Raw genomic sequence first — 14,060 nt, 5'->3', positions numbered from 1 at the left:
TTAAGTCTACCAATAACACAAATACTTACAGTACCATTCCTTATTTAACTTTTTACAAACAAAAAAGACTGCCTTTTTAGACAGCCTTTTCTTAATATATTATTTCTTATTTTTTATAAATAGTACTAGGCCATACATCGTTAGAACTATTTACATCCGGAGTAATTTTATCAGGATCTATTTCAACAGACTCTACCACCTTTTTCGTTTTTAACAAGTAGTTCCAACTATCTCCACGTTCCCAAATCTCCACAGGAAGTTCCTTCATTTCATCAGTACCATCGGTATAGGTAACTTTTAATTTAACAGGCATAGGGAAATCTCCTCTGTTCTCTAAAACCACTAAATAAGCCCCCTGAAACTGCTGCACTTGACTTATTGCTAAATCAATATTACCATTACCATAAAACCAACCTCTCCAGAACCAATTTAAATTTTCGCCTGCTGCACTTTCCATTGCATTAAAAAAGTCTGATGGTTGTGGGTGCTTATAAGCCCATGATTTTATATAATCTTTAAATGCATAATCAAAACGTTCAGGTCCTAAAATATACTCTCTTAACATAATCAATCCTAAAGCCGGTTTGTAATAGGCCGTATAAGCTAAGTTACTCGTATTCGCAATATCAGGATAGGTATCTATCCCTTCTCTATCTTTTTTAGTATAATACCCTAAATGCTGTCTTCCTTTGTTTAAATCTGAAGGATACTCCCCATTATTAAAAGCCAAGGTGCTATAGTGATTAATAAACGTATTAAACCCTTCATCCATCCAAGGATACAAACGCTCATTAGACCCTACAATCATCGGGAACCAAATATGTCCGAATTCATGATCGGTTACATCCCACAAACCTCTACCTCTACTATCAGATCCGCAAAAAACAATTCCAGGATACTCCATACCCCCAACATTAGAAGCTACATTAATAGCATTTGGATACGGATACTCAAACCATTGATTAGAATAATTTTCTATAGAACCTTTTACATATTCTGTAGAACGCCCCCAAGCGTTATTACCTGAAGATTCTTTAGGATATACAGATTGTGCCATTGCCTTTTTACCACTTGGTAAATCTATTTTAGCAGCATCCCAAATAAATGCCTTTGATGTAGCAAACGAAACATCTCTGGTATGCTCCATACTAAAATGCCATGTAACCATACCACTAGAAACAGGTCTAGTAACCGACGGGTTGTTTACCTCATCAGGGGTAATAATATAAACACGATCATCGCTCTTAGAAGCTTTCTCCATACGATCTATTTCGGTAGCAGTTAATACCTCTTTAGGATTCTCTAATTCCCCAGAAGCTACTACAATATGATTGTATGGCACCGTTATTTTATAATCAAAAGTACCGTACTCTAAATAAAATTCTCCTGCTCCAAGATATGGCTCGGTATTCCATCCTTTTACATCATCAAAAACAGCTACTCTTGGGTACCATTGTGCTATAGAGTAAATAGTTCCATTATTGGTTTCTAAACGCCCCATTCGATCCATCCCAGCTTCCGGAATTTTAAAACTAAAATTCATACGCACAGTTGCCATTCCATCTTCTGCAGGAATTGGTTCTGCAAAAAACACCTGCATACGTGTATCATTAATTAAATACCTATCAGATGCTTTTCCTCTTTTACCCACTTTTGCCTGTACACTAGAGATACTGTATCCGCCATCGGTATCACCTGAATACCTATTCCCCCTTATGGGAGTAGTAAGCGTGCCTCTGGAAGTTTCAGTAAAACGGTTCTGTTCTACATACAACCAAATATATTCTAAAGGTTCAGGACTGTTATTATGATAAGTAATAGTTACCTTACCTGTTAAAGTGTTTTCTTGATCATTAAGCGTTGCTTCTATTTTATAATCAGCAGTATTTTGCCAATATTCAGGCCCTGGCTTACCAGATGCCGACCTATACACAGAGCTCTGACGATACATAATCGGGTTGTACTCTGATTGATTATTAGGAGTTACCTCCTGAGCATTTATATGAGCAAACTGAAACAAGAACAAGCCTAAACAGCCCCACTTCATACTATTTTTCATTTGGATGATAAATTAAATTATTAAAACTATAGCAAGTTAACGGAATCCCCTAATTTCGTTACATATTCACGGTATTTTAACAAATATTTAGAACACTTACATTATCAATATTACATATTGCCCTATTTTCATTAATTTGCCACTAATTAATAACACTACTGACGTACGTTTATGAAAAGAAGAAAGTTTTTAAGAAACACTTCCCTTGGTACCGCAGGCATATTTGTAGCCGGTAAAGGATTAGCAGCAAACACAGATGCACTTACCCCTGTAGTCTCTGAAACACAAGCTGCCCAAAAACCCCTTATTATAGCAACATGGAATGTAAATAAAGAAACCGAAAAGGCTTGGGAAACCTTACAAAATGGTCAATCGGCACTTGATGCAGTAGAAGAAGGTTGCAAACTGGCCGAGGCCAATATAGACAATATTACAGTGGGTAAAGGTGGCTTACCCGACAGAGACGGGCATGTAACTTTAGACGCTAGTATTATGGACAGCAAAGGAAATTGCGGATCTGTAGTCTATCTGCAAAATGTAACCCATGCTGTTTCTGTTGCCCGTATGGTCATGGAAAAAACGCCTCACGTAATGCTAGCTGGCAAAGGTGCTGAGCAATTTGCCTACGAAATGGGTCTTAAAAAAGAAAATCTACTTACCGAAAAGGCGAAAAAAGCATGGGATGAATGGAAAGTAAAATCGGAATACCAACCCGTTATTAATATTGAAAACCATGACACTATTGGTATTTTAGCAATGGATGCTAATGGTGATATTGCCGGAGCCTGCACTACTAGTGGACTTGCCTATAAAATGAATGGTCGTGTAGGAGATTCACCTATTATAGGATCTGGATTGTTTGTAGACAATGAGGTGGGTGCTGCCGTAGCTACCGGACTTGGAGAAGAAGTTATTAAAACCGTAGGTAGTTTTTTAATTGTAGAGTTAATGCGCCAAGGAAAAACACCACAGGAGGCTTGTGAGGAAGCCGTAAAACGTATTGTAACAAAACCAGATAGCAATTATAAAAACTTTCAGGTAGGTTACATTGCTATGAACAAAAAAGGTGAAACTGGTTTTTACAGTATCCATAAAGGATTTTGGATGACCAAACACACTAATGGTAAAAATGAAAACAAAGAATCGGGTTACTACCATAAGTAGTAGCCCATACCCCTTTATTCTGCTTTCTAAAATTAGCAGAACCTTACAGCGAGACTACAAAACTACAAGCCACAGCCGAAGCACAGAAAATATTGGAAGCGCCCATACGTAAACTACTTCAGGGCAAGTCCACAGAGCATTTAATCTCAATTATTGAGCAAACAAACCGATTTGTTATTTGCCAGAGACTAGCATTATGTACATAAGTATGTTCATAATTTTAGTTCTATTAAGCATCACATTAATACCTGATTTTCATTAGCATTTGATAAAAATCGACGATAAACTCACCTCTATTTAAAAGGTTTTATACGGCAGAAAGCCAAAATCTTTGTAGTTTTGGTAACTCAATCGGTAACCGAGATCACCTATACCGAGACTCGTTTCGGTGTAGTTTACGCAACAAAAAAACAAACCCAATGGCAAAGAAAAGGCTTTTCTTATTAGACGCATACGCACTTATTTTTAGAGGTTATTATGCTTTTATTAAAAATCCGAGAATAAACTCTAAAGGAATGGACACCAGTGCAGTCTTAGGTTTTATGAACTCGTTACTGGAAGTTATTAAAAAGGAAAAGCCCGATCATTTAGCTGTTTGTTTCGATAAAGGTGGAAGTGCAGACCGTACCGAAATGTTTCCTGAGTACAAAGCCAATAGAGATGAAACACCAGAAGCTATTCGTATTGCCGTGCCGATTATTCAAGAACTTATCAAAGCTATGAATATCCCGTGTATTGAAAAGGCAGGATATGAAGCCGATGATATTATTGGCACACTTGCCAAAAAAGCAGAACAACAAGGGTATATGACCTACATGGTAACGCCCGATAAAGATTATGCTCAGTTAGTTTCTGAAAACATTTTTATGTATCGCCCTGCAAGAATGGGGAATGGTATTGAGATTTGGGGTATCCCTGAGGTACAAGCTAAGTTTGGAGTAGAAAGGCCTGAGCAAGTGATTGACTTTTTGGGGATGATGGGTGACTCTGTAGACAACATTCCGGGACTACCGGGAGTGGGTGAAAAAACAGCCATGAAATTCTTAAATCAATTTGGCAGCATGGAAGAACTACTCGCCAATACCGATCAGCTTAAGGGAAAAATGAAAGAGAAAGTAGAAGCTAATGCTGAACTTGGTCTTCTTTCTAAAAAATTAGCTCGTATAATGTTAGATGTTCCGGTGGAATTTCATGAGCAAGACTTTGAAATGTGTGATCCTGATTTTGAAAAGGTAAATGAACTATTTCAGGAATTAGAGTTTCGACGTATGGCAGAAAACCTGATGAAAATCTTTGATAAAGATAAGAGTCTACAAACAGCTGCTGCTGAACCTGCTTCCGCAAACGGACAAACCAATTTATTTGCTGTTGCAGATGATAATGCTTCTACAAAAACTACTGTTATAAATAGCTATATAACAGCAGAAACACACCCGCATCTATACCAATCTGTAACCTCTCCTGTAGCTCGTAAATTACTGTTAGAAAAATTATTACTTCAAAAAGAAGTCTGTTTTGATACCGAAACTACTAGCTTAAAGTCGCTAGAAGCCTCTTTAGTAGGGATTGCTTTTTCATGGGAACCTGGAAAAGGATACTATGTTGTAGTTCCTGAAGATAAGGAAGAAGCACAGGCCATTACAGAAGAATTTAGACCGTTTTTCGAAAATGAAGAAATCACCAAAATTGGTCAGAATTTAAAATACGATATCAAGGTACTTTCCAATTACGATATAAATGTTAAAGGAAGTATTTTTGACACCATGATTGCGCATTATCTAATTAATCCAGATATGCGTCATAACATGAATGTACTTGCAGAAACGTATCTTAATTACCAACCTATAGCCATAGAAACCTTAATTGGTAAAAAAGGGAAAAACCAAAAATCAATGCGCACGGTTCCGGTAGAAAACCAAACCGAATACGCTGTTGAAGATGCTGATATTACACTACAGCTAAAAGAAACCTTTGCTCCCGAATTAGAAGAAAGAGAAGCTAACAAACTATTTGAAAAAGTAGAAGCTCCTTTAGTAAAAGTTTTAGCCGATATGGAGATAGAAGGTATTAGTGTAAATAAAGAATATCTTGGCACCCTATCCGAAGCCTTGAAAACAGACATTGCAGAACTTGAAAAAAGTATTTTTGAGCAAGCCGGAGAAGAATTTAATTTATCGTCTCCAAAACAATTAGGCCCTATTCTTTTTGACAAGCTAAAACTGGTAGACAAGCCTAAGAAAACAAAAACAGGACAGTACTCCACAGCAGAAGATGTACTATCTTATTTAGCAAAAGACCACAAAATAATTGAAGATATTCTTAGCTGGAGATCTTTAAACAAACTACTTAACACCTATGTAGACGCCCTTCCAAACGAAATAAATCCGAATACCGGAAAAATACACACCGTATACAGTCAGGCAGTTGCAGCTACAGGTCGTTTAAGCAGTAACAACCCTAACTTGCAAAATATTCCGATTCGTACCGAAAGAGGTAGACAAGTACGTAAAGCGTTTATTCCGCGTAGTGAAGAATACACTATACTTGCCGCCGATTACTCACAAATAGAACTACGTATCATTGCCGCATTAAGCGAAGAAGAAAACATGATTAGCGCATTTAAGCACGGTGAAGATATTCATGCCGCTACTGCTGCAAAAGTGTTTAACGTAGCACTAGAAGAGGTAACCCGTGAGCAACGTAGCAACGCTAAAACTGTAAACTTTGGTATTATTTATGGAGTTTCGGCATTTGGTTTAAGCAACCAAACCAGTTTAAACGTGACCGAATCTAAAGAACTGATAGAAACCTATTACGGAACATACCCTAAATTAAAAGATTATATAAGCAAGCAAGTACATTTTGCTGAAGACCATGGATATGTTGAAACAGTTTTAGGAAGAAGAAGGTACCTACCGGATATTAACTCTCAAAACAGAACTGTAAAAGGTGCCGCAGAACGTAATGCTGTTAACGCCCCAATACAAGGAAGTGCCGCAGACATTATTAAACTGGCCATGATTAATATTCATAAGCGTTTAAAAGAAGACAATTATAAAACCAAAATGCTCTTACAGGTACACGATGAATTGGTATTTGATACCTACAAACCTGAACTGGAAAAAGTACAATCCATGATTAAATACGAAATGGAGAATGCTTATAAACTTAGCGTTCCGTTAGATGTAGAAATTGGCATGGGTAACGATTGGCTAGAGGCACACTAAACCATAGTCCATACGCTGTTTTAAAAAAACTTTAAGGCCCTTAGAGAAACCTGTTGGTGCCTTCTATTTTTACAATAGATAGAAGAAGAAAAAGCTAAACTACTTCGGGGCGAGCCCAAGAAGCATTTAATCTCAATTATTGAGTACGATTGTTTCATAAACATAGTTAGTTAGTGTTCGTTTTAACTATAAGTAAAACCCATTGTTAAATTACTATAACACTACAAATCAACATTTCACCTCTCATAATGTAGTACCCTAACAATAAGATTACAAAAAACACTTAATTACATAACAATTTTACATTATTACATCTACAAAGCTCACATCCCAATTGATTTCCTATAAAAAAACATATTATTCAATATAAATAACTTATGCATCTAAACCACCTTTAACCACAGTCATTTAAGTACCTAACCCACCCTACAAAACCCTAAACATTTAAAACACAAACACTTTGTAATTCAATATTTATTAACTAAGATTTGCAATTAATACAAATAGTTGTACTTTTGCACTCCCTTAATTGGGAATGGAATGTTTAATTATATAAATTAATTTAGTGTGGATTCATTAAGCTACAAAACAATGTCAGTTACTAAAGCCAATGCAGACAAGCAATGGGTTTTAGTAGATGCTGAAGGACAAACGTTAGGGCGTCTTGCTTCTAAAGTAGCCAAGTTACTTAGAGGTAAATACAAGCCTAGTTTCACCCCGCACGTTGATTGTGGAGATAATGTAGTTATTATCAATGCAGAGAAAATCAATTTAACAGGTAACAAGTGGAACGATAAAACGTATATTCGTCACACAGGTTATCCGGGTGGACAAAGAAGTTTAAACGCAACAGAGCTTTTCGCAAAAGACCCTGCTCGTTTAGTCGAGAAATCAGTAAAAGGAATGTTGCCTAAAAACAAATTAGGAGCAGAGTTATTCCGTAATTTAAAAGTGTATGTTGGAACAGAGCACGGTCAAGAAGCTCAAAAACCAACTGCTATTAACTTAAACGAACTTAAGTAATGGAAGTAGTTCACAAAATTGGTAGAAGAAAAACTGCCGTTGCACGTGTATATGTTACCCCTGGAACAGGAAGCATTACCGTAAACAAAAAAGACTTTAACACTTACTTTCCAACGCCTACTTTACAGTACAAAGTAAAGCAACCATTTGCTTTAACTAGCACTGAAGATGCGTATGATGTGAAAGTAAACGTATATGGAGGAGGAGCAACCGGACAGGCTGAAGCAGTAAGATTAGCTATCTCTAGAGCTTTATGCGAAATTGACGCAGAGCACAGACTTAGTTTAAAACCTGAAGGTTTATTAACAAGAGACCCAAGAATGGTAGAGCGTAAGAAATTCGGTCAGAAGAAAGCTCGTAAGAAATTCCAGTTCTCTAAACGTTAATTTTTTATCACGTTCTTTAAAAAGAATTTATTATTTAATTAAAATCAGTTGTCGTTGTCTCTTTCAAAAGAGAGTTAGTTTAGCATCCAAATGATGAAGGCCAATACAACATTGCCGCTTCAACATTGCTAGCAACTTTTCCAACGGAACGTAAACTATTACAAAAATGGCAAATAACATAGAAGTAAAAGACTTACTAGATGCAGGTGTTCACTTTGGTCACCTAACTAGAAAGTGGAACCCAAACATGGCTCCTTACATTTACATGGAGCGTAACGGGATTCACGTTATCAACTTATATAAAACTGCTGCTAAAATTGAAGAGGCTAACGAAGCCCTTAAGAAAATTGCAGTATCTGGTAGAAAAATTTTATTTGTTGCTACCAAAAAACAAGCTAAAGACATTGTTGCTGATAAAGCTTCTAACGTAAACATGCCTTACATCACTGAAAGATGGCCAGGTGGTATGCTTACAAACTTTGTAACCATTAGAAAAGCTGTTAAAAAAATGGCTTCTATAGACAGAATGAAGAAAGACGGTACTTTTGATTCTTTATCTAAAAAAGAGAAATTACAAATTGACCGTTTAAGAGCTAAGTTAGAGAAAAACTTAGGATCTATATCTGATATGACACGTTTACCTGGTGCATTGTTTATTATTGATACAATGCGTGAACACATAGCAGTGAAAGAAGCACAAAAATTAAACATTCCTATTTTCGCGATGGTGGATACAAACTCTGACCCAAGAGAGGTTGATTATGTAATTCCATCTAACGATGATGCTTCTAAGTCTATAGAAAAAGTTCTTGCTTACGTTACAGAAGCTATTGGTGAAGGTTTAGCTGAAAGAAAAGCTGAAAAAGAAGAGAAAAAAACTGAAAAAGAAGAAGCTACAGTAGCTACTGAAACTGCAGCTACAGCTACAGAAAAAAAATAATAACAATTTCATAAAGTCTGTACAACTAACAGGTAATCTATAAAACTGATTTTTGTACAGACTTTAAAAAAACTACTATAATCATGGCAAATATCACAGCCGCTGAAGTAAACAAATTAAGAAAAGCTACCGGTGCAGGTATGATGGACTGCAAAAAAGCATTGGTTGAAGCTGAAGGTGATTTTGATAAAGCAATTGAAGTTCTTCGTAAAAAAGGACAGAAAGTTGCTGCTAAAAGAGCAGACAGAGATTCTTCTGAAGGTGCTGTTATAGCTAAAATCAACGAAGCTAAAACTACCGGAGCTATCATTTCTTTAAACTGTGAAACAGACTTCGTTGCTAAAAACGAATCTTTCATAGCTCTAGCTAATGACTTAGCTGAATTAGCAGTTAGCGCTGCTACTAAAGAAGATCTTTTAGCTTTAGATTATAACGGTATGACAGTTGCCGACAAACTTGTTGAGCAAACTGGTGTTATTGGTGAGAAAATTGAAATTGGTGCTTTTGAAAAATTAGAAGCTCAATTTGTTGGTGGATATATCCACGCTGGTAACAAAATTGCTACTATTGTTAGTTTATCTGCTAATGTAGAAGGAGCTGAAGAAGCTGCTAAAGATGTAGCTATGCAGGCTGCCGCTATGAACCCTGTAGCATTAAACGAAAGCGAAGTTAACCAAGAGACTATCGATAAAGAAATCGAAATTGCTAAAGAGCAATTAAGACAAGAAGGAAAACCAGAAGCTATGTTAGACAACATCGCTAAAGGTAAATTAAACCGTTTCTTTAAAGATAACACTTTAGTTAACCAGTCTTTTATTAAAGATTCTAAAGTTAGTGTTGCTCAGTATGTAAAATCTGTTAGCGCTGACCTTACAGTTACTGGATTTAAAAGAGTTGCTTTAGGATAATCTAAAACACTCTTACCATATAAAAAAAGCCGATTGTGTACACAATCGGCTTTTTTATTACAGTATATTTAAATTCTTATATAGGTTATAACAAATGCTAACGCTATCAATTTCTATAAGAATTCACACAAAAAACAATCAGCTAATCGTGTCCCACAACAAAAACTAACACAAACAATTACCTCCTCTTCATTTAATAAACGTCAAAATCAATCACAACACAGCACAATATCTTAGCTTCATTTTAACCGATTAATTAAAATTTTAAGAATAGATAACTATTTTTAACATTAATATTTTTCATTACCTTTGACACAGTTTATTAAAACTCTTACAACACATTCTAAAAAAAATGCAATACACAAGAATCCTTCTCAAATTAAGCGGGGAAGCGCTTATGGGCGAAAAACAATACGGAATAGACCCAAAAAGACTTTCAGAGTATGCACAAGAAGTTAAACAAATAGTAGACAAAGGTATTCAGGTAGCTATAGTTATTGGCGGCGGTAACATCTTTAGAGGTTTGGCCGGAGCTAGTAATGGTATGGATAGAGTTCAGGGAGATCACATGGGTATGCTTGCAACCGTTATAAACGGTTTGGCATTACAAAGTGCACTTGAAGATGCCGGAATAGAAACCCGATTACAATCGGCTATTAAAATAAACGAGGTTGCAGAACCGTTTATTAGAAGAAGAGCAGTGAGACATTTAGAAAAAGGACGTGTTGTTATTTTTGGAGGAGGTACTGGAAATCCTTACTTCACAACCGACTCTGCTGCAGTTCTAAGAGCTATAGAAATAGAAGCTGATGTTATTTTAAAAGGAACCCGTGTAGATGGTATTTACACTGCAGATCCTGAAAAAGATAAATCTGCCACTAAATTTGACTTTATTTCTTTTGACGATGTACTTAAAAAAGGGCTTAAGGTTATGGACACTACAGCCTTTACATTAAGTCAGGAGAATGAATTACCTATAATTGTTTTTGACATGAACACACAAGGTAATTTACTTAAAGTGATGGAAGGAGAAAATATAGGAACAAAAGTAAATTTATAAAATTCTTAAATGTAGGATTATATGAACGAGGAAATTGACTTTATACTAGATAGTGCCAAAGAATCAATGGAAGGAGCACTTAATCACCTTGAAAAAGAATTTACTAATATTAGAGCAGGTAAAGCAAGCCCTGCCATGCTAGGTAGCGTATTTGTAGATTACTACGGAACCATGACACCTCTTGCTCAGGTTGCCAATGTAAACACTCCCGATGCTCGTACTATTAGTGTTCAACCATGGGAAAAAGCCATGTTACAACCAATAGAAAAAGCAATTATGATAGCCAATCTTGGTTTTAACCCCATGAACAATGGTGACCTTATTATTATTAATGTTCCACCGTTAACAGAGGAAAGAAGAAAAGAATTGGTAAAACAAGCTAAAGCTGCTACCGATGATGCTAAAGTTAGTATTAGAAGTGCCAGACAAGACGGTAATAAAGAAGTTAAAAAATTAGATGCTTCAGAAGACCTTAAGAAAAATGCCGAAGTAGACATTCAAGGACTTACCGACACTTACATTAAAAAATCAGACGAATTATTAGTTCTTAAAGAAAAAGAGATTTTAACAGTTTAAGCTTTAAAATCTTAATAATTTATTAAATAAAAGCGACTTTAAACATAAAAGTCGCTTTTGTTCGTTATTATATCTATATTCCCCGAACCCCTAGAATTGACGTTAGTTTTATGCATAAGTTCTTAACTTTTGTTTTTTTATTTTGGTCCACAACTATGATGGCACAATATCAGGTGTCTGGTGTTTTAACGAACGAAAAATCACAAGAACCCCTGCCATTTGCCAATGTTGTCTCAGAAAATGGTACAGGAACCATTACCAATAGAGATGGATATTTTACCATAAAACAAAAGGACTCCATTAAAACCCTCACATTTAGCTATATTGGTTACACTACTAAAACAGTGCATATAACACCAAAGCAAACCTATTTAAACGTAGCGTTGCTAGAGAATGTTCAGAACCTAAAAGAAATAACTGTATCTGCTATAGATAGCTCTGCACTTAAAATTATACAGCAAACCATTGCTAACAAAAAATATAACAATCCTGAAAAAGCACTAGAAAGTTTCAAATTTCAATCTTATTGTAAACTTTTGGTTACAGCAAACCCCGACTCTATTTCGAGCACCATAGATACGGTTTACACTATAAAAGACGGTAAAAAGAATCTTGCCTATATAGACTCTAGCGACTATGATTTGAAACAACGATTAGAAAAATCACATTTATACATTACTGAGAAAATATCAGAATTCAAATTCAATCAAAGTAAAGGTAAACGAGAAAACGTGCTAGCCAACCGTATGGCAGGTTTCGACCAACCCATTTATCAGGTAATGGCTATTCAAATGCAATCATTTTCTTTTTACGATGACATCTATACTATTTTTGGCACTCCCTACACAGGCCCCATTTCTAATAATGCTCCAAAAGAGTACAAGTATAAAATTTTAGACACACTAAGCACCAATAACCATTCATGCTACGTTGTTTATTATAAACCCAAAGCTCAAGATGACATTGCCGGCCTACAAGGAGTATTGTACATTGACACCCAAACATTTGCTATACAAAAAGGAATCGCTCAATTAAAAGGAAGCATTAACGTTAATGCCAAACAAACATTTACTTACTTACCTAAAGAAAACATCTGGTTTCCTGAGAAGAAAGAGTTAATTGTTAAAAAAGGGGAAACAGACCAAGCAGTAAGCTTATTTGGAAGACGTATTACAATTAATGATGATGGCTTTAAAAACGATAGTACTGTTGTTAGAACCGACAATAAAGATGACTCCGAAGCCATCCAAATGATTTTAAAAGAGCAGAATTCAAATATTAGCATAAATACTCCTGTAGAAATTAAAGGGCGAGGATTAGAAATTGCTTATGATGATAACGCCTTTAATAGAAACGAAACGTTTTGGAATACTTACAGAACAGACAGCCTTACCGCAAGAGGCACCGAAACTTATAGGTATATTGACAGCTTAGGAAAAGCCAACGACTTTAAAAATAAAATCAATTTCTTTTTAAAAATCACTAATGGTTATTTACCCACAAAATATATAGACCTCGATTTACGTTACCTCCTAAAGTACAACAGCTACGAAGGTTTTAGAATGGGTATGGGAGCTACTACCAATAAAACGTTCTCTACCAAGTATAAGATTCATGGCTATAGTGTTTACGGAACCAAAGATAAAAAGGCAAAGTACAGTATAGGAGCCGATGCCAGGCTGCATAAATTTACCAATACTTGGGTAGGATTTATGTATACCGATGATTTAGTAGAAACCGGTAACCACAACTTTATTACAGACGGAAGAGCATTTTATGTTTTTCAACCGCGTCTTTTTAATATTGAAACATTTCAAAGAAGCCAAAGTCTTAATGTTAATATAGCTCACAACATTACTTCTAAAGCACGAATTAAAGTACAACTTGAGAAAAGTAATATCGATCCAACTTATGCGTATTCATATATAAATAAAGGAGAAACTTTTCATGAGTTCACCACTACTGAAGCCACAGCAGCATTAAGCTACCAACCATTTAGTAGATTTATGTTAACCCCCGATGGTTTCTCTCAAATAGAAAGAGGCTTTCCTACGTTTACATTTCAAGTTCAGCAAGGGTTTGCCGGTTTTCTAAACGGAGATTTCCATTATACCAAACTTAACTTTAGAGCGCACTACGAGTTACAACCCTTAGAAAAAGGAAAAACAACCTTTACATTTAAAGGCGGATTAGCTCTTGGAGAATTACCTATTACTGAACTTTTTCATACCAACCCTAACAACCCGAATAAAGCTAGTATTATGCGACGTTTTTCGGTGGCTGGTCTAGACAATTTTGAGACGATGTATTTTAATGAATTTTACTCAGATAAATATATTACTATGATGGGTAGGCATGATTTTATCCCCTTTAAAATTAGTCGCAAGATAAAGCCACAATTAACGCTCTTCTCAAAATTTGCCATAGGAGATATTGACCATTTAGAAAAACATCGTTTTATTACTTCTAAAAAAATGGATAAAGGATATTATGAAAGCGGACTCGAATTAAACAATGTTATTTCAGGTTTTGGAATAAGTGCTGCCTATCGATATGGACCTTATCATTTAGCCCGTTTTGACGACAACATTTCATTTAAATTCACTTATACGTTTAAACTTAACCTATAACCCAATAACCAGAATACCTTTTGATCTATTAAATCTAGATTATCAAAGAAATCTTAGCAGTATTTTAAAGCCTCTACCCTTTCTAAA

At 35.6% G+C, this 14,060-nt stretch carries 10 protein-coding genes; 9 read left to right on the top strand and 1 reads right to left on the bottom strand.

The window, feature by feature from the left end:
• Nucleotides 1-106 precede the first annotated feature (106 nt).
• On the bottom strand, nucleotides 107-2,059 hold the full coding sequence (locus NBRC110019_RS00115) for a M1 family metallopeptidase (RefSeq protein ID WP_281751067.1): 1,953 nt from the start codon (nucleotides 2,057-2,059) through the stop codon (nucleotides 107-109).
• Between the two features lie 171 nt (nucleotides 2,060-2,230).
• On the opposite strand from NBRC110019_RS00115, the gene NBRC110019_RS00110 reads away from it, so the two are divergent.
• From NBRC110019_RS00110 to NBRC110019_RS00070, 9 genes are all read left to right on the top strand, one after another.
• The gene (locus NBRC110019_RS00110) at nucleotides 2,231-3,223 is read left to right on the top strand and encodes an isoaspartyl peptidase/L-asparaginase family protein (RefSeq protein ID WP_281751065.1); all 993 of its coding nucleotides are present in this window, start codon (nucleotides 2,231-2,233) and stop codon (nucleotides 3,221-3,223) included.
• Between the two features lie 419 nt (nucleotides 3,224-3,642).
• The gene (polA, locus tag NBRC110019_RS00105) at nucleotides 3,643-6,450 is read left to right on the top strand and encodes a DNA polymerase I (protein WP_281751062.1); all 2,808 of its coding nucleotides are present in this window, start codon (nucleotides 3,643-3,645) and stop codon (nucleotides 6,448-6,450) included.
• A gap of 567 nt (nucleotides 6,451-7,017) precedes the next feature.
• Nucleotides 7,018-7,473: a 50S ribosomal protein L13 gene (rplM, locus tag NBRC110019_RS00100; protein WP_281751060.1), complete on the top strand. Its 456-nt coding sequence runs from the start codon at nucleotides 7,018-7,020 to the stop codon at nucleotides 7,471-7,473.
• Nucleotides 7,473-7,859, top strand: coding sequence for a 30S ribosomal protein S9 (gene rpsI / locus NBRC110019_RS00095; protein ID WP_281751058.1), 387 nt, complete (start codon nucleotides 7,473-7,475; stop codon nucleotides 7,857-7,859). The genes rplM and rpsI overlap by 1 nt, the downstream gene beginning before the upstream one ends.
• A gap of 166 nt (nucleotides 7,860-8,025) precedes the next feature.
• Entirely contained in the window at nucleotides 8,026-8,799 is a 774-nt protein-coding gene (rpsB, locus tag NBRC110019_RS00090) for a 30S ribosomal protein S2 (RefSeq protein ID WP_281751056.1), read from the top strand.
• An 83-nt stretch (nucleotides 8,800-8,882) separates the two neighbouring features.
• Nucleotides 8,883-9,707, top strand: coding sequence for a translation elongation factor Ts (tsf, locus tag NBRC110019_RS00085; RefSeq protein ID WP_281751054.1), 825 nt, complete (start codon nucleotides 8,883-8,885; stop codon nucleotides 9,705-9,707).
• A gap of 352 nt (nucleotides 9,708-10,059) precedes the next feature.
• Nucleotides 10,060-10,767: a UMP kinase gene (pyrH, locus tag NBRC110019_RS00080; protein WP_281751051.1), complete on the top strand. Its 708-nt coding sequence runs from the start codon at nucleotides 10,060-10,062 to the stop codon at nucleotides 10,765-10,767.
• A gap of 21 nt (nucleotides 10,768-10,788) precedes the next feature.
• Nucleotides 10,789-11,343 (top strand): ribosome recycling factor, encoded by a 555-nt coding sequence (frr, locus tag NBRC110019_RS00075; protein WP_281751048.1) that lies wholly within the window; start codon nucleotides 10,789-10,791, stop codon nucleotides 11,341-11,343.
• A gap of 155 nt (nucleotides 11,344-11,498) precedes the next feature.
• Nucleotides 11,499-13,973 (top strand): DUF5686 and carboxypeptidase-like regulatory domain-containing protein, encoded by a 2,475-nt coding sequence (locus NBRC110019_RS00070; RefSeq protein ID WP_281751046.1) that lies wholly within the window; start codon nucleotides 11,499-11,501, stop codon nucleotides 13,971-13,973.
• The last annotated feature ends 87 nt before the right edge of the window (nucleotides 13,974-14,060 follow it).

This window comes from Neptunitalea chrysea, assembly GCF_027924145.1.
In the GTDB taxonomy this organism is placed as follows: Bacteria; Bacteroidota; Bacteroidia; order Flavobacteriales; family Flavobacteriaceae; genus Neptunitalea; species Neptunitalea chrysea.
Note: the sequence above shows the minus strand (reverse complement) of the source record. Positions and strands in the feature narration are given on the sequence as shown.

Bases quoted from the DNA above. Each gene is read 5' to 3' on its own strand.
- NBRC110019_RS00115 (WP_281751067.1), bottom strand. From the start codon at position 2,059: ATGAAAAATAGTATGAAGTGGGGCTGTTTAGGCTTGTTCTTGTTTCAG.
- NBRC110019_RS00110 (WP_281751065.1), top strand. From the start codon at position 2,231: ATGAAAAGAAGAAAGTTTTTAAGAAACACTTCCCTTGGTACCGCAGGC.
- polA (WP_281751062.1), top strand. From the start codon at position 3,643: ATGGCAAAGAAAAGGCTTTTCTTATTAGACGCATACGCACTTATTTTT.
- rpsI (WP_281751058.1), top strand. From the start codon at position 7,473: ATGGAAGTAGTTCACAAAATTGGTAGAAGAAAAACTGCCGTTGCACGT.
- rpsB (WP_281751056.1), top strand. From the start codon at position 8,026: ATGGCAAATAACATAGAAGTAAAAGACTTACTAGATGCAGGTGTTCAC.
- tsf (WP_281751054.1), top strand. From the start codon at position 8,883: ATGGCAAATATCACAGCCGCTGAAGTAAACAAATTAAGAAAAGCTACC.
- pyrH (WP_281751051.1), top strand. From the start codon at position 10,060: ATGCAATACACAAGAATCCTTCTCAAATTAAGCGGGGAAGCGCTTATG.
- frr (WP_281751048.1), top strand. From the start codon at position 10,789: ATGAACGAGGAAATTGACTTTATACTAGATAGTGCCAAAGAATCAATG.
- NBRC110019_RS00070 (WP_281751046.1), top strand. From the start codon at position 11,499: ATGATGGCACAATATCAGGTGTCTGGTGTTTTAACGAACGAAAAATCA.